This window comes from Shewanella sp. SG41-4 (assembly GCF_014164505.1).
Taxonomy (GTDB): domain Bacteria; phylum Pseudomonadota; class Gammaproteobacteria; order Enterobacterales; family Shewanellaceae; genus Shewanella.
Genome location: NZ_JACJFI010000079.1, coordinates 1 through 16,263, shown reverse-complemented (window position 1 = coordinate 16,263; position 16,263 = coordinate 1). Strand labels below are relative to the sequence as shown.

The 16,263-nt window shown below is 43.9% G+C and carries 23 protein-coding genes and 1 pseudogene; all 24 read left to right on the top strand.

Going from position 1 to position 16,263, the window contains the following annotated elements:
* Window positions 1–126 precede the first annotated feature (126 nt).
* The 24 genes and pseudogenes from H5202_RS09575 to H5202_RS09465 all read left to right on the top strand — a co-directional run bounded on the left by H5202_RS09575 (window position 127) and on the right by H5202_RS09465 (window position 15,946).
* Window positions 127–639, top strand: a complete 513-nt coding sequence (locus H5202_RS09575; RefSeq protein ID WP_182771875.1) for a glycoside hydrolase family protein — start codon at window positions 127–129, stop codon at window positions 637–639.
* A 249-nt stretch (window positions 640–888) separates the two neighbouring features.
* A complete protein-coding gene (locus H5202_RS09570; protein WP_182771874.1) occupies window positions 889–1,413 on the top strand; it encodes a hypothetical protein in 525 nt (174 codons plus the stop codon).
* Window positions 1,328–1,516 (top strand): annotated as a pseudogene (gene lysC / locus H5202_RS24785) (Rz1-like lysis system protein LysC); the annotation flags it as partial. The gene H5202_RS09570 and the pseudogene lysC, both read left to right, overlap by 86 nt.
* Before the next feature lie 14 nt (window positions 1,517–1,530).
* Complete coding sequence (locus H5202_RS09565) at window positions 1,531–1,791, top strand: HP1 family phage holin (RefSeq protein WP_182771873.1); 261 nt, start codon at window positions 1,531–1,533, stop codon at window positions 1,789–1,791.
* Window positions 1,784–1,963, top strand: a complete 180-nt coding sequence (locus H5202_RS09560) for a hypothetical protein (RefSeq protein WP_182771872.1) — start codon at window positions 1,784–1,786, stop codon at window positions 1,961–1,963. The genes H5202_RS09565 and H5202_RS09560 overlap by 8 nt, the downstream gene beginning before the upstream one ends.
* Window positions 1,960–2,292, top strand: coding sequence for an HNH endonuclease (locus H5202_RS09555; RefSeq protein ID WP_182741886.1), 333 nt, complete (start codon window positions 1,960–1,962; stop codon window positions 2,290–2,292). Before H5202_RS09560 ends, H5202_RS09555 begins: the two co-directional genes overlap by 4 nt.
* A gap of 11 nt (window positions 2,293–2,303) precedes the next feature.
* A complete protein-coding gene (locus H5202_RS09550; protein ID WP_182771871.1) occupies window positions 2,304–2,816 on the top strand; it encodes a phage terminase small subunit P27 family in 513 nt (170 codons plus the stop codon).
* Window positions 2,773–4,518, top strand: coding sequence for a terminase large subunit (locus tag H5202_RS09545; RefSeq protein WP_182771870.1), 1,746 nt, complete (start codon window positions 2,773–2,775; stop codon window positions 4,516–4,518). Before H5202_RS09550 ends, H5202_RS09545 begins: the two co-directional genes overlap by 44 nt.
* Window positions 4,518–4,679: a hypothetical protein gene (locus H5202_RS09540; protein ID WP_182771869.1), complete on the top strand. Its 162-nt coding sequence runs from the start codon at window positions 4,518–4,520 to the stop codon at window positions 4,677–4,679. The genes H5202_RS09545 and H5202_RS09540 overlap by 1 nt, the downstream gene beginning before the upstream one ends.
* The gene (locus tag H5202_RS09535) at window positions 4,676–5,974 is read left to right on the top strand and encodes a phage portal protein (protein WP_182771868.1); all 1,299 of its coding nucleotides are present in this window, start codon (window positions 4,676–4,678) and stop codon (window positions 5,972–5,974) included. The genes H5202_RS09540 and H5202_RS09535 overlap by 4 nt, the downstream gene beginning before the upstream one ends.
* Before the next feature lie 9 nt (window positions 5,975–5,983).
* The gene (locus tag H5202_RS09530) at window positions 5,984–6,838 is read left to right on the top strand and encodes a head maturation protease, ClpP-related (protein ID WP_182771867.1); all 855 of its coding nucleotides are present in this window, start codon (window positions 5,984–5,986) and stop codon (window positions 6,836–6,838) included.
* Window positions 6,839–6,850: 12 nt separating this feature from the next.
* Window positions 6,851–8,041 (top strand): phage major capsid protein, encoded by a 1,191-nt coding sequence (locus H5202_RS09525; protein WP_182771866.1) that lies wholly within the window; start codon window positions 6,851–6,853, stop codon window positions 8,039–8,041.
* 98 nt (window positions 8,042–8,139) lie between these two features.
* Entirely contained in the window at window positions 8,140–8,454 is a 315-nt protein-coding gene (locus H5202_RS09520) for a hypothetical protein (RefSeq protein ID WP_182771865.1), read from the top strand.
* Window positions 8,455–8,477: 23 nt separating this feature from the next.
* A complete protein-coding gene (locus H5202_RS09515; RefSeq protein ID WP_182741894.1) occupies window positions 8,478–8,774 on the top strand; it encodes a head-tail connector protein in 297 nt (98 codons plus the stop codon).
* On the top strand, window positions 8,774–9,127 hold the full coding sequence (locus tag H5202_RS09510) for a phage head closure protein (RefSeq protein ID WP_182771864.1): 354 nt from the start codon (window positions 8,774–8,776) through the stop codon (window positions 9,125–9,127). The genes H5202_RS09515 and H5202_RS09510 overlap by 1 nt, the downstream gene beginning before the upstream one ends.
* Before the next feature lie 10 nt (window positions 9,128–9,137).
* On the top strand, window positions 9,138–9,602 hold the full coding sequence (locus H5202_RS09505; RefSeq protein ID WP_182771863.1) for an HK97-gp10 family putative phage morphogenesis protein: 465 nt from the start codon (window positions 9,138–9,140) through the stop codon (window positions 9,600–9,602).
* Window positions 9,599–9,967, top strand: a complete 369-nt coding sequence (locus tag H5202_RS09500; RefSeq protein WP_182771862.1) for a DUF3168 domain-containing protein — start codon at window positions 9,599–9,601, stop codon at window positions 9,965–9,967. The genes H5202_RS09505 and H5202_RS09500 overlap by 4 nt, the downstream gene beginning before the upstream one ends.
* Before the next feature lie 90 nt (window positions 9,968–10,057).
* Entirely contained in the window at window positions 10,058–10,522 is a 465-nt protein-coding gene (locus H5202_RS09495) for a phage tail tube protein (RefSeq protein WP_182771861.1), read from the top strand.
* A 60-nt stretch (window positions 10,523–10,582) separates the two neighbouring features.
* On the top strand, window positions 10,583–11,023 hold the full coding sequence (locus tag H5202_RS09490; protein ID WP_182771860.1) for a phage tail assembly chaperone family protein, TAC: 441 nt from the start codon (window positions 10,583–10,585) through the stop codon (window positions 11,021–11,023).
* A 23-nt stretch (window positions 11,024–11,046) separates the two neighbouring features.
* Complete coding sequence (locus tag H5202_RS09485; RefSeq protein ID WP_182771876.1) at window positions 11,047–11,259, top strand: hypothetical protein; 213 nt, start codon at window positions 11,047–11,049, stop codon at window positions 11,257–11,259.
* 38 nt (window positions 11,260–11,297) lie between these two features.
* Window positions 11,298–14,075, top strand: coding sequence for a phage tail tape measure protein (locus H5202_RS09480; protein ID WP_182771859.1), 2,778 nt, complete (start codon window positions 11,298–11,300; stop codon window positions 14,073–14,075).
* A complete protein-coding gene (locus H5202_RS09475) occupies window positions 14,075–14,413 on the top strand; it encodes a phage tail protein (protein WP_182771858.1) in 339 nt (112 codons plus the stop codon). The genes H5202_RS09480 and H5202_RS09475 overlap by 1 nt, the downstream gene beginning before the upstream one ends.
* 53 nt (window positions 14,414–14,466) lie before the next feature.
* Window positions 14,467–15,192 (top strand): phage minor tail protein L, encoded by a 726-nt coding sequence (locus tag H5202_RS09470; RefSeq protein WP_182771857.1) that lies wholly within the window; start codon window positions 14,467–14,469, stop codon window positions 15,190–15,192.
* Window positions 15,193–15,235: 43 nt separating this feature from the next.
* Window positions 15,236–15,946, top strand: a complete 711-nt coding sequence (locus H5202_RS09465) for a C40 family peptidase (RefSeq protein ID WP_182771856.1) — start codon at window positions 15,236–15,238, stop codon at window positions 15,944–15,946.
* Window positions 15,947–16,263: the final 317 nt, after the last annotated feature.

The window sequence follows — 16,263 nt, the reverse complement described above, 5'->3', positions numbered from 1 at the left end:
ATGACGCAGGTCGGGTTCGCGCCCCGTTAATGAATCAGTCAGCGATTAACTACTAAATACTTTCAAGCCTCAGCATCTGCTGGGGCTTTTTGTTTTCAACGTCAGCAAATATCGGGAGTGGTGAAGATGCGTAACAGAACATTAGTTGCTGGTCTTAGTCTATCAGCTGCTGCATTTATTACTCTTATTGTGTCAGAAGGTTTCTCTCCGACTGCAACCGTTCCCGTTCAAGGTGATCGACCTACAGTCGGCTTTGGTTCTACTTATCATCCTGATGGTAGCCAAGTAAAGCTGGGTGAAACCATTACACCAATCAAAGGACTGCAGACAGCTCAGGCTCACATATCAGTTAATGAGCAACGATTTCGTAAGAGCTTATCTGGTGTTGAATTAACTCAGTCTGAATATGATCTGTATATCGATTGGGTGTATCAATACGGCATTGGCCGATGGATGAAGTCACCCATGCGAACTCATTTGAATGATGGCGAATATGTCCAGGCATGTGATGCTTTATTGCTACCTCAGTATCGAACCGTTGCTGGGTATGATTGCTCAACGCCTGGCAACAAAAGATGTTACGGCGTTTGGACTCGAGCACAAGACCGACATCAACGATGCATTGATTCACAAAGATAACTATCACCCGATCAACTTCCAACTCAACGCAATAGCAATCGATTATAGAAGGGTTTTAAATCTTGATGTCAGCAATCAAATCACTGAATAAAACTCCTGAAATCAATCCCTGCAACTCGGTTGCGGCATTGCATCAGGGGGTAGGGCGGGTCGAAACCTGTGGCACGTCAGTTCCCTGACCGTTCGCTCCCATGTTTATACAGAACCGCGAAATGAGACCTTTTTTTCTGGAGCGAGGGAATCACCTAAATGTTCAGCACATTAAAGAATAAAATCATTACGTTAGTTATCAGTTTACTGATTATCTTAACCATCGGTTTAATGGCGCTTTTTAAAGTAAATCAGGGGCAAATAGCACTACTAAAGAGCGATCTGGCTACTTCAGAGCAAAACCGGGAATACTTAGAAAGGGATTTGACTTCTATCACAAATGAGTTGGAAGTCGCTGAATTAGATAAGATTAAGTTGCGAGAAAGTTTGACATTGCTGGCTAAGACATTTAGCGAACGCGAGTTAAATCGAGCTGAAATAAAAAAGGATTTTGCCGTCAGCAATAAAAAGCTGCTACAGATTTTTGACGGGACAACTGATGAAAAAACGATTTCTTGGGGTGCTGCTAATATCCCAAATGATATTAGTCGGGTGCTCGAGCATTCCGCCAAATGTGCGAACCGTTACCGTAACAAAGACAGTCTATGTGTTCCCTCCAGCGGAACTGATAAGCAAATGTTTGGTTCCGGAGTACTCCAGCCAAACAAACCAAGAACTTTCTAATTACACCAACTCACTAATTGAAGTTATATCACTCTGTGACCTTGATTGGGTCACGTTAGATAACTGGATCCGTGATCAGAAATCAAAGCTGTCTACCGAGTGATCGGAGGCGAAAATATGATTAACAAAACTATGACGACGCCAATTATGGATAAAACTGTTCAAACTGGGAGCTATATTGCTTCTATTTCGACTGCGATAGGCGGTTTCTTATCGTTAAGTAATATTGCGCTATTGCTCGGTATTGCATCAACAATAGCCCTCTTTATTGTTCAATACCGCCGAACTCAGTCATCAGAGATACGCGATCTTGAATATCATAAAGCTAGAATGGCAGCGTTAAAAGCCACATCTAAATTAGGGTGTAGTGATGAGTAAAATAGATGCCTTGATAGATGCGTTGAAAGCCCAAACTGAAGCGCTTAATCAGCAAACAACGGCTATTAGCCAATTGGTTAATAGTAATCTAGATATTATGGATCAACTTATGGCTGCTGATTCTGAACAAGCAGCAACACCAAACTATTTAGATCAACCAGATGAACTATGAGTAAAGACATTAGCTGGCGTGATGACAAACGTAAAACGGCAGAGCGTGGATATGGTGGCAAATGGCAGAAGGCCAGAGAAACATTTTTAAAGCGCAATCCACTTTGTTGTTTCTGTGAACAGGAAAACAAAATTGTAGCGGCATCCGTTGTTGACCATATTAAACCGCATCAAGGCAATCAAGCCCTGTTTTGGGATACCGATAACTGGCAACCCCTTTGTAAACCTTGTCATGATAGCACTAAGAAAATAATGGAGAACCGAGGCGTTAGGCTTGGCGCTGATGAAAACGGCAAACCAACAGATCCTAATCATCATTGGAATAAATAAGCGAGGTTAAAGTGGCGGCTGGCAGAAAAGCTACACCCACCGCGCTCAAGCTAGTCACTGGTAACCCGGGCAAACGTGCACTTAATAAAAAAGAGCCCAAATTAGCGCCTGGTATTCCTAGAATGCCATCTCATTTAAGCCCACGCGCAAAAGCAGCTTGGAAAAAGCTGACCAAACTACTTAAAGATATGGGCGTTCTTACCTTAGCCGATGGTATGGCACTTGAGCGTTTATGTGATGTCTACGCCGAAATTCTTGAATTAAGGGATGAAATCAAGAAAAACGGCAGAACATATCAAAGCGTAAAAATCATTGGTGAAAACGTCGATGAAGAAACTAAAGAGTTTACCCAAGTCGAGCAAATGTTAATGAAAGCGAATCCTGCAGTACAAATGCTAGCAGATGCCGATCGGCGCTTTAAAGGCTATCTCGTTGAATTTGGATTAACCCCTTCCGCAAGAAGCAAAGTACAGGTAACTGATGGTAGTAAGGAAAAAGAAGAAATCGACGAGTTCTTCGGATAAACATCAAGACCATGTTACACGCTGGGCAAAGGAAGTGGTATCAGGTGAGTTTTTAGCGGGACCAGACATTCGCAACGCCTGCAAACGGCACCTAAAAGATTTAGAAACAGGCCACGAACGTGGTCTTTATTTTGACTTAGAAGCAGCAAATCGTGCGATATCATTCTTCCCAAAAGTATTACGATTAAGTGGTGGTGATCACGAAGGGAAACCGTTTCAGCTGCTCGACTGGCAAGCATTTATCGTTGGTTCATTGTTTGGGTGGAAAGCTGAAGATCACACGCGTCGTTTTCGTATGTGTTATGTCGAAAGTGGTAAAGGCTCCGGTAAATCTCCACTTGCAGCGGGTATTGGGCTGTATGGGTTAGTCGCTGATAAAGAGGCGTCAGCAGAGGTTTATGCCGCTGCGACCAAAAAAGACCAAGCTATGATTTTGTTCCGCGATGCGGTTTCAATGGTCAATCAATCGCCTCAATTAAGCTCAAGACTTAAAAAGTCAGGTACAGGGCAAAGTGTTTGGAACCTAGCGTATATCGCTAAAAACTCTTTTTTTAGACCGATTAGTTCAGATAACGGTCAATCTGGTCCGCGGCCACACATGGCCCTGATTGACGAAGTGCACGAACACAAAAACAACAACGTTGTAGAAATGATGCGAGCCGGTACCAAAGGCCGCAAACAAGCGTTGATCTTCATGATCACCAACTCAGGCCATGACCGTACCAGCGTTTGTTACTCATATCATGAATACGGTAAATCAATTTGTGCTGGTACCAAAGAAGATGATTCCTTCTTCGCTTTTATCTGCTCGTTAGATGAAGGCGACGACCCCATAAATGATGAGAGCTGTTGGCCAAAGGCTAACCCATCACTTGGGCATACATTCAATCATAAATACTTGAGAGAGCAAGTTACTCAAGCTAAAGGCATGCCAGCCAAAGAAAGTATTGTTCGCCGGCTTAACTTTTGTCAGTGGGTTGATTCTGCATCACCTTGGTTATCGTCAGATACGTGGACAGACTGCGAAGATGACATCGATATTAACGAACTCGCCGGTGAAGAGTGTTACGGCGGCTTAGATTTATCGGGTACCAGGGATTTAACCGCACTAGGGCTTTACTTTCCACGGGTTAAAACCTTGTTAGTAGAGTTTTGGACACCAAAAGATACGCTTTTAGACCGCGAACGCACCGACAACGTGCCGTATTCATTATGGGAAAAACAAGGTTTCATCCATGCGCCACCGGGTCATGCAGTAGATTACAGCTTTGTTGCTGAGCGAATAGCCGATTTATCCGCACAGTTCGACATTAAATGCATTGGTTTCGACCAATACCGCATTAATTACCTCGAGCCTGTATTGGTTGAAGCAAACGTCTATATCCCATTGGTTAAACACGGGCAAGGTTACTACAAAGCATCTGAATCAAACCTTTGGATGCCGCGGTCAATCGAACTATTTGAAAAGCTGATCACCGATAAAGAAATCAAAATAAAAATCAATCCTTGTCTTAGGTGGAATGCAGCAAGCGCAGTGCTTGAAGCGGATGCCAAAGACAATCGAATATTCACCAAGAAAAAATCAACCGGTCGCATCGATGGTGTGGTTGCCGCTGCAATGGCTGTGGGAACCGCTTTAGAGTCTGAAGGCATTGATGACGATGAAGATTGGTTAGAAGCAATACGGGACCCAATTTACTAATGACCTTACCACTCGCACTATTCATTTTATTGGCGCTTTCTGGTTCATTACTGGCCGTTGCTGGCGTTTACATATTATTCGGTCTTGGTTGGTCTTTAGTGGCGGCCTCGGTATTTTCATTTGCTGGCGCTTCATTTTTACGTAAAGGAATGACAGCGTGAAACCATCAAATTCACTAACAAGTATTATAGCCAAGGCCGCGAACCAGCCATTTGCATCGTTAGATAGTTTTATGGGTAAAACCTTAAGACTCACAGACGGTGATTTTTGGTCGCAATTAATGGCAACCTCAAAAAGCGGCAAAACGGTTAATGTGAATACCGCTATGCAGCTTGCAGCTGTTTGGGCCTGTGTTCGCCGCATTGCTGAAACCGTTGCAATGCTGCCATTGGGGTTATACGAGCGCCAAAGTGATGGCGGCAGAGTACAGGTTCAAAGCAGCCTATCAAATGTATTAAGTCTTAAGCCAAATGCTGACATGACAGCAATGCAGTTTTGGGAGGCCGTCATTGCCTCATTGCTGCTAAAGGGTAATGCATTCATTGAGATCCACCGTTCAGGTGCCGACATTATCGCACTCGATTTCCTTATGCCACACCGCATGGATATCGATCTCGCCGACAACGGCAGCCTAGTGTATTGGTACACGCCTCGAAAGGGTAAAAAGCGCCAAATCGAAAAGCAAAACATGATGCACATTCCCGCATTCTCGCTGGATGGTTTGATTGGCTTATCGACTATTTCCTATGGTGCCAATGTATTTGGTGGCGCTATGTCAGCCGAAGATGTTAGCGCCAATACCTTTAAAAATGGTATGACAAAAACAGTCGCCTTCAAGGTAGATCGCATATTAAAACCTGATCAGCGCGCAGAATTTCGTGAGTATGTAAAAACCATCACTGGCGCAATGAACGCGGGTAAATCCCCCGTACTTGAGCAAGGTGTTACCCCTGAGTTGATTGGCATCAACCCGATTGATGCCCAGTTACTCGAGTCGCGAAACTACAGCGTAGAAGAAATCTGCCGCTGGTTTTTAGTGGACCCTTCATTAATTGGTTTTGGTGGTAAAGATAGCAATTGGGGCACAGGGTTAGAGCAAAAGATGATCGGCTTTGTCACCTTGACGTTATCGTCTTGGATCCGCCGCATTGAGCAGTCAATTAGCATCAACTTGCTCACTCCAGCACAGCGTCAAACTCAGTACGCTCAATATAACCTTGAAGCCCTGCTTCGTGGCGATAGCGCATCACGAGCAGAGTTCTACAGCAAAATGACTCAAAACGGTATTTACACCCGTGACGATTGCCGCGTTAAAGAAAACTTACCGCGCCGTGGCGGCAATGCCAATGTGTTAACTGTTCAAACCAACTTAGCCCCCATTGATCAGCTGGGTGCTCAATCTGAATCTGCAAAAGTACAAGCCGCATTAAATAGCTGGCTTAATCAAGACAACTAGGGGTAAACCATGCCATTTCCAAAAAGCTTCTCGCAGAGCGGAGTGCGCTGCGATATTTCTCCGCGCGCGCAAGAGCTGTGGAACCCAGCGATTCAGGCCGCGGTTGAAAACACTGAATCTACCATTACGGTTTACGGCATCATTGGCGAGGACTGGTATGGAGAAGGCGTCACACTGAAGCGTATCGATGCTGCGCTACGCAGTATCGGCGCAGATAAAGATGTGACCGTCTACATCAATTCTCCCGGTGGCGATATGTTCGAAGGTATCGCCATTTATAACCGCTTGCTTGAGCACAAAGGCAAAGTGACCACTAAAGTGCTTGGCCTTGCTGCTTCTGCCGCATCCGTCATTTACATGGCTGGTGCTGATGATGCGCGTTTTGTCGCCAGCTCAGCCTTCCTGATGATCCACAACTGTTGGGTGTACACCGTCGGCAACCGCCATGCATTAAGAAACGTTGCTGATGATATGGAGGAGTTTGATGCTGCCATGGTCGATTTATATGTAGACGGTAGTGACCAGAGCGAAAAAGCCATTACCAAAATGATGGATGAAGAAACCTTTATTCGTGGCAAAAAAGCCGTCGAGTTAGGTTTTGCATCAGGCACGTTATCTACCGATGAAATTGGCGAGACTACCGACAACGCCAATGCAAACTCGCTCCGTAAAGTGGATGCGGCCATGGCAAAAGCAGGCGTTCCGCGCAGTGAGCGCCGCCAACTATTACAAGATTTAAAGTCCAGCACGCCGAGCGCTGTTGGCGGCATCATGCCAGGTGCTGATGTGTCCGATACGCAAAACGCTGTCGCCCCTGATCTAAGCGCGTTAATTAGCGCGTCAAAAACTATCTTAATTAAATAACTGGAGGCGACAATGCCGAACCCAAATTTTGAAAAACAAGTTGAAGAACTAGGCACTAATCTGACCAAGATTGGTGATCAAATTAAATCAGCAGCAGAAGAAACCAACAAGCAGATCAAGGCTTCTGGTGAAATGCATGCTGAAACGCGTGATAAAGTCGATAAGCTGCTGTTAGAGCAGGGGGCCTTACAATCTCGCTTACAAGAAGCAGAACAAAAACTGTTAAAAGGTCCTGAAAGTCGCGAAGAAGAGCACGAAATGTCAATTGGCGAGCGGGTAGCTAACGACAAAGAGATGGACGGTGTTAATAGCTCATTCCGTGGTAGTCGTCGTGTTGGTATGCCACGTTCTGCTATTACCTCTGCAGGTGGTTCAGGTGGCGCATTAGTTCGACCAGATCGTATGGCTGGTATTGTGGCTGGCCCAGAGCGCCGCTTAACTATTCGTGACTTAATTGCACCAGGTGAAACAGAAAGTAACAGCGTTGAATACGTCAAAGAAACAGGCTTTACTAACAATGCTGCGCCCGTAGCAGAAAACACCGGTAAACCCTATTCAGACATCACTTTTGGTTTAGTTAACAATGCCGTTCGCACTATTGCTCATATGTTTAAAGGCAGTCGTCAAATATTAGACGATGCAAAACAATTACAAAGCTTTATCAATGCTCGTGCAAAATACGGGTTAATGCTTAAAGAAGAGTTACAACTACTTTATGGCAATAACACCGGTGCAAACTTACACGGCATTATCCCGCAGGCTAGTACTTACGTTAAGCCAACTGGTGCAAACGTCGATACTGAGCAGCATATTGACCGTATTCGTCTTGCATTACTGCAAGCAGCATTAGCTGAGTATGCGGCAGACGGTATTGTGCTCAACCCAATTGATTGGGCTGTTATTGAAATGCTTAAAGACAGTAATAAAAATTACTTAATCGGCAAGCCACAAGGCCAAACCTCACCAACGCTTTGGAACCGTCCAGTGGTTGAAACTCAGTCTATTGTTCAAAACGAGTTCTTAGTGGGTGCATTTCAAATGGGTGCACAAATTTATGACCGCATGGATATTGAAGTCTTAATCTCAACCGAGAACGACAAAGACTTTGAAAACAATATGGTCAGTATTCGTGCAGAAGAGCGATTAGCGTTAGCGGTATATCGTCCAGAAGCATTTGTAACGGGTGACTTTACCTTCGTATAAGTGAATATGCCCAAAGTAATCAAATCACTTAACTGATAAGTAAATCAATTAAAGGCTGACAATGTTCAGCCTTTATTGTTTTTTATAGGAGAACTCCCATGGCTATTGTTATGGCTATTGCACTTAAATCGTTTTATTTCGTAAAAGAAGTGAAAACAAAACAATCAAAACCATTTGAGGTTGAACAGCACAACTTCAATGAACTAAAAGCGCTTGGAATGGTAGATCATGCCCCAGACGATGAAGCTGCTTTAAAGGCTAAGGCTGACGAAGAGTCTGCGTTAAAGGCTAAAGCTGATGAAGAAGCAGCAATAAAGGCTAAGTCTGACGAAGAGGATGCGTTAAAGGCTAAGGCTGATGAAGAAGCAGCATTAAAGGCTAAAGCTGATACCAGCAAAAAGACTAAAGCATAAAAAATAGTGAGTAGGAGTCATCAGTGGGCCTTATAACATTAATCCAAGCAAAGCCGTACCTCGATGTCATTCATGATGAAGATGATGACAAGCTACAACTTTTGCTCGATGCCGCTGAAGATGAAGCCTGCCAATTCTTGGGAAGGGAATCCCTGTCTATTTTGGTTGTTGAAGCAACGGGCAAGCTGCCACCCAGCGTGACAATGGGAGTGATGATATTGCTACAAGCAAACTATCAAGCTGCTCCAGATGATGTGCCAAAATTACGTCTTGCTGCTGAAATAAAATTAACGCCATATCGAATAGGCTGGGGTATTTAATGTTATCTCATCGACTACGCCATCGCATTCATATACAACAGCCTGAAAAAACACAAGATCCGCAAACAGGCGAAGAAATTGCAGGATGGCAAACGCTTTATCTTGGCCTAAAGCCACTCAATAGCGTGCCAGCTGAAGTGTTAACCGGTGCTGGTCGTGAATTTATTGCTGCCGATGCCAAGCAATCCGAAACAACTGCAAGAATTAACATCCGCTGGTTTCCAGTCGATATCAGTCTATTTTATCAGTGCCGCATATTGTGGGATGGTAGGGTATATGACATCCATTCAATTGAAACCGATTTAACAGGGCGTCAAGAGTGGCGACTCCGTTGCAAAGATGGTGTGAACTAAGGTTATTAATATGTCAGCATCGTTTGAGTTTAGTTTGCTTGGCGTAAAAGACGTCAAAGCAAAAATGAATAAGGTCAGCCAAACCGTTAATGATACTGGCACCCGCACCGCATTGCGCAAAGCGGCTGGTATTGTAAAAAAAGCTGCTCAACAAAACGCACTCGCAGTTGATGACCCCAAAACGGGTCGACGTATCCGTGATAACGTCACCTTGCAGTTTGCCAGCAAACTTTATCGTCAAAAAGGGGTGATTATGTATCGTGTTGGTGTCGCCACTAATCGCGGCCGTATTCCTACGCCAAATACTGACCAAGGTGCTAAAGGTAATACTCCGCACTGGCACTTAGTTGAACTCGGTACCGAACGAGCTGCTGCTCAACCATACCTGCGCCCAGCTCTGGCTAACAACGTTAACCAAGTAACAGATAAGTTTATCAACGAGTTCAACAAAGAACTTGATAAGGCATTGTCATGAGTATGGTACCGATATTTTCTGTATGTGTAGCAAATACCGTTGTTACGCAACTATTAGGTAGCACTCCCACACGGCTGTATCCATTTGGTCAAGCGCCACAAGATGTGGCCAAACCTTATGCGGTTTGGCAAGTCATTGGTGGTAGTCCTGAAAACTACGTATCAGGAGGACCAGATACAGACACGTTCAGTTTGCAAGTTGATGTGTATGCTATATCAGGTTCATCAGCATCAAATGTGGGTGATGCAATTCGAACAGCTATTGAATTAGATGCTTACACAACAAACTTTAACGGTGATAGTCGAGACGAACAAACTGGGCATTATCGCCATAGTTTTGATGTGGACTGGATAGTTAACCGCTAATAAAATTAGCCCTTTATTTACCCCTAAGCCTCTGCAACCGTAGGGGCTTTTTTGTATCTGCCGCAAGGTTTATTGTTAGGAGCAAAACACATGAGTATGAAAACACAGGGCACCCAGCTCTATGCAATCGATCCGGAAGATAATTCCGTATTAGTCATCACTGCCGTCACGAGTATCGATGGTATTGATAGTGCCGTTGATTCAATCGAAACCACCCCATTAGAAGCATTGGCGCGTGAGTTCGTATCAGGTCTCAAATCACCAGGTGCGGCAACGTTTGGCATTAACGTTGATCCCAAAAACCCTAGTCACTTACGTTTGCACCAATTAAAAACAGCGGGTATCACACTTAAGTGGGCACTTGGTTGGTCTGATGCAGTTGGTACGCCGCCAACATTCTTAGCCGATGATTTTGTGTTACCACCAACCAGAACATGGATAACGTTCGAAGGCTTTATGACTGCTTACCCATTTGGCTTTACACAAAACGACGTTGTTAAATCAACGGTAGGCATTCAAGTTTCCGGTGACCCAATCTTGGTACCTAAAACATAAACTTATGCTAAATAGCCCATTGGTTTCCCTTTGGGCATTTTTATACACCAAGGAAATACTATGAAATTAAGTGTTGCTAGCCTAATCCAATCTGGCTCATTTTCTCCCGTTAATCCTGAACAACGAGAAATATCGTGGTTTAACGATAAAGGTGAAACTGTCAGCGCTGTTATTTTTGTACGTAAAAAATCATTTTCTACTGCAAATATAGAAGCTAATCACTACAACACTGGTGTTGATTCGCTTACTTCACGCATTGTTTCAAGCATTGTTGATGAAGAGGGTACGCCATTATTTAGTGTTGACGACATTATTGGTAATGCTGCTCATGGTCCTATTTGTGACTCGCTTGGTATGGCATTAATTGGCGCCATAAATGAAGTGAATGGGATAGGGCTCAAACCTGACCCAAAATCCTTACCGCCGACGACGAATTCTGGCACGAGCTCGTCCTCGCCGGCGTTGGTGGAAGAACCGTTGAACAAGCCAAGCAAAACCTAACCCACAAAGAAGTTGTCTACTGGATGGCGTATCGCGAAAAGTATGGTCCTTTAAGTGTTCAATTACGTCAAGAACGCATTGCTGCAGCACAAATGCATCACATGAATACCATACATGGCGGTAAAGCCGAGTTATCAGTGTTCATGCTATTCAGTCAAGAAGAAGACCAACAACCCCAAGAAGCCAGCATTGATGATGTACTCGTCATGCTTCAAGCCAGTGCAATCAAAAAATAACGCCACGGATGGCTTAATATCAATCTCGGAGCAAGTTAATGTCTAATCGGTCGTTAAGTACGCTAACGCTAAATATGATCGCTGAAACAGGCAGCTTCAATGCTGGAATGGATAAAGCTGAGCGGTCACTAGATAAAGTTTCTAGAGCAGCGGCAAAGCAGAAAAATGATTTAGTCCGATTAATGGGGCAGATAGATCCACTTGTCGCAGAGTACGCCAAGCTAGATAAAATGGAGCGACAGCTTCAAAAACATCGAGAAGCAGGAACATTAGCCGGAAGTGAATATGATCAATATTCAAAACGACTTTCACAAATGCGGAGTGAGCTAGGTAGAACAGGTGCTCAGCTTGATAAAACAGATATCCAGTTCAATAAAGCAGGCCTATCTGCCAAGCAAATGGCATTTGCAACGCGTGGCTTGCCGGCACAATTTACTGATATCGCCGTATCGCTTCAAGGTGGACAAAACCCGTTAACGGTATTTTTACAGCAAGGTGGCCAGTTAAAAGATATGTTTGGCGGTATAGGTCCAGCCGCCAAAGCTATGGGAAGTTACGTTGCCGGCATGGTAAACCCATTCACTATTGGTGCAGCTGCAGTAGCGGTATTAACCCTTGCTTATTATCAAGGAAGTATCGAAGCTGACCGACTTCGTAATGCGCTTATTCTTACTGGTAATTCAGCTGGCACAACCTCCGGTCAACTAATGGATGCCGCCAAACGTATCGATGGTATTAGCGGTACACAACGCCAAGCTGCTGCTGCATTAGCTGAAGTAGCGAATACAGGCAAGTTTGCAGCCAATCAAATCGAGTTAGTCGGTTTAGCTGCCGTACAAATGGAGAACGTAACGGGTAAGGCCGTTGCTGATACGGTGGCTGAGTTTGCCAAATTAGCCGATGACCCTGTAAAGGCTGTTGAAGAACTCAATAAAAAATATAACTTCCTAACTGCCGCGGTTTATGAACAGATTGTATCGCTTAAAGAATCAGGTAAATCTACAGAAGCAGCGGACTTGGCATTTAAGGCTTATAGCGATGCAATAGGCGATCGCACCAGCGATATCACTTCTAATCTAGGTTATGTTGAGAGAAGTTGGAAAGGAGTAAAAGATGCAGCATCCGAAGCGTGGGATGAGATTGCTGGGATTGGTAGGTCTGAAACACTTGATGATAAATTAGCTATTAATGTTCAAAAGATTTTCGAATTAGGCGCTAAAGGTAAAGGTTCTGGCGGGGAAGCTATTCGTCGTGCGGCGTTAATGAAAGTTCTTCAAGATGAAAATAAGCAAATCAGTGATCAAATTGATCTTGAATCAAAACTAGCAAAAAAACAAGCCGAACGTGCCAAAATCAATCAAGACTCAATTGAGGCTCAACGTGCCATTGCTAAAGTCACCGATGAAACCCTCACCAATGAGCAAAAACGCACTAAAGCAATAAAAGAATATAACGACAATATCGAAAAGGTGCGAAAAGCTGACGCTAATAGTGCCTTACTTGATCCTGAAAAAATCAAACGTGATCTGGCATCGATAGAAGAAAAGTTTAAAGACACCGCTAAAACGACCAAAGCCTTTGCGGACGATGCTGCTACCACGTACCTCATGCGTTTACGCGAAACTCAAGCAGGCTTGCAAGGTCAGCTAGAGTCAAATATCAAACTCACTCAGTCGCAAAAAGAATTAGTTAAATTTGAACAGCAAGTTGCAGATATTAAAAATAAAGATGTGCTAACCGCCCAACAGAAAAGTTTGTTGGCAGAACAATCAGTAATCCGTGCCCAACTCGAAAAAAACGTTGCTCTCGATGACGAAATTCAAAAGCGCAATGAATCAATCCGCCTGCAAAGCTACAGCGCCAATCTCACGGCTAACCTCGCCGCAGAACAACAGCGCAACGCTGATAAACTCGCCACCTTTGGTCTTGGCGACAAAGCACAGCAGCGTCTAGGTGATCGCCAAGGGATTGAGCATGATGTTGAACGAGCTCAAGGTAAGGCGTTATCAGATAACATCGCTGGCAGAACTACCGACGAAGAATATCAGCAACAGCTGGCTATGCTGGAAAATAACCTTTCGGCGCGATTGGCTGTCCAAGATGAATACTATTCAGCACTCGATGCCAAACAGGCCGACTGGACTAATGGCGCCCGTTCATCAATGCAAAACTACATTGATGCAGCAGCCGACATGGCTGGACAAACTAAAACACTAATGGATGGTGCATTTGGCGGAATGACAGACGCGCTTACCGATTTTGTGACTACTGGTAAAGCAGATTTTGCCGGGCTGGCTAAATCAATATTGGCGGATATCGCAAAAATAGCGATACAAAAAGCTGTTGCGGGTTTAGTCGGTAGCCTGTTCGGAGGTTATGCTGACGGCGGGGTTGTAGACGGAAAAGCCACAGGCTTCTCTTCTGGTGGTTACACTGGCGCGGGTGGCAAGTATCAACCTGCAGGGATAGTACATAAAGGTGAAGTTGTTTGGTCTCAGCGTGATGTTGCCCTCGCTGGTGGTGTTGCGACAGTAGAAGCAATGCGAAAAGGCCACACTGGTTATGCTGAAGGTGGCGTTGTAGGCGGTTCAACTTTTAAGGGCATTCCTGCTGCAATGACTGGTTCCAGTGGTGTAAATGTTCAAATTAATATTGAAAAAAGTGGTAATACGACGACCACTTCAGATACGCCAGCGTTAAATCAGTTTGGCTCAGAGATCGGTAAATTTGTTGAGCAAAAATATCGAGAGTTGCTGGCAAAAGACTTACGTCCCAACGGACAAATTGGTCGAAGTATGGCTGGAGGATACCGCTAATGGCAACTCAAGCATTTATATGGCCTGCAGACAATGGTGCAACAGGTGAGATAAGGTATAGAACTAGAACTGCTCAATTTGGCGATGGTTATAGCCAGTCTGTAGGTGATGGTATCAATAGCAAAACTCAAAGCTGGCCATTGCTTTTTACTAAAAACAAATCAGATTCAGAAGCCATAATGGCATTTCTAGACTCTCACCAGGGCTTTAAGGCTTTCCAGTGGACACCGCCTCTTGGTACTACTTCACTATTTAAAGCCGTTCAAGTCACAAACACACCTCTTGGTGGCGGTATGTACCGTATTACAGCCACCTTTGAACAAGCATTTCATCCTTAAATATTAATAATAACTATCCCCTTTAGAATAGAATTCAATGAACGAGAAATAAAATGCTTAACAGTGATATTCAAACGCTCGAACCTGGCAATGAAATAATCCTTTTTGAAATTGATGGTAGTACATTTGGCGCTGACATACTTAGATTTCACGCCCATAATATTCCTTATCAAACGACAGATTTAGTACAAGCAGAAGTACCTCTGAGGGTCATTTTTTGGCAAGATGAGGAATACTCTGCATGGCCGGCTAAATTGGAAGGGTTAGAGGTTAACTCTGATGGTTCTCCGAGTTCTCCTATGCTGACCGTAGCTAATATTGATGGCAGTATTAGTGCGCTTTGTTTGTATTTTCAGAATATGGAACAAGCAAAAGTGACTATTCGAAGAACACTCGCAAAATACATCGATAGTAAAAACTTTCCCGGCGGTAATGCATTTTCTGACCCCACTCAAGAATCTATTGAGATTTGGTATATTGATAAAAAGGTGAATGAAGATAACGTGTCAGTAACCTTTGAGCTATCTAACCCTGCAGATCTTTCGGGATATAAGATTGGAAGGCAAATGACATCGTATTGTTTCTGGTGTCAGCGTGGTGAGTACAGAGGTGCCGATTGCGGTTATACCGGTATCGCTATGTTTACCGATGAAGATCTTCCGACAGACAACCCAGAACTTGATCAGTGTTCCGGAACCATAGCCGGTTGCACTAAACGATTTGGTGAAAATGAAGAATTACCCCACGGCGGTTTCCCTAGCGTTCGCCTTATACGTTAACACTAAGCACTAAACATCAGTATTCATCAGAAAGTAGGTCTATATGCATCCAATACTCTTGCAGGCATTCTCTCAGCATGCACAAAGTACCTACCCGCAAGAGTGTTGCGGGCTTATCGTTCAGCAAGCAAATAAAGCATGCTATTTACCATGCACTAACGTGTCCACGCACAAGGCTGATGAGTTTGAAATATCCGTCCAAGAGTATGCCGCTGCAGAAGACCAAGGCAATATTATCGGTATTTGTCACAGTCATCCAAATGCAACCAGTAAACCTAGTCAACGCGATATAGCGATGTGTGAAGCCACTCAATTGCCTTGGCATATATTAAGCTGGCCAGAAGGAGACTTACGTTCAATCGTACCAACAGGTGAATCCCCTCCGTTAATAGGTCGGCCATTTGTTCATGGTGTATGGGATTGCTATAGCTGTGTTCGAGACTGGTATAGAGAAATCAAACATATCAAATTGCCAAACTTTGAACGTAAAGACGGATGGTGGGAAGGGGAAGAAGAACTCTATCTGGATAATTTTACCAAAGCTGGCTTTATCCAGGTGCATGATCAGTTAGAAATAGGTGATGTATTTTTAATACAAATACAAAGTAAGCGAGTGAACCATGCCGCGGTGTATGTGGGTGATGGAAAGATTTTACACCATTTATACGGTCGCTTAAGTCGTCATGATGTTTATGGTGGTTACTGGCAGCGTAATACTCGAATGATTGTAAGGCATGTAGGTGATAAAGATTAAAATCTTTAAAGCTGGTTTGGTCGTTAGATCCTCAGCATGATGGAATATCAATCAAGACTTCTTATAGCCTCACTGCAGCAGAGAAATAATAATTAGATAATGCAGCTGCGAAAAATATTTGGAAGGTGCAAGTGTTAGCCAATAAGCTGAAAATTTATAGATATAAACAATTAATAAAGTCACCGCAAGGTGGTAATGCCGATCAGTTAAGCGGTAAAACGAGAAAATTTAACTGATCGGTTGACCGATCTTTCTAGTCTGCGAAAATCCGATAATCTTTATTATCGGATTTTTTTTTATGGAACTTTCAGAAGCCC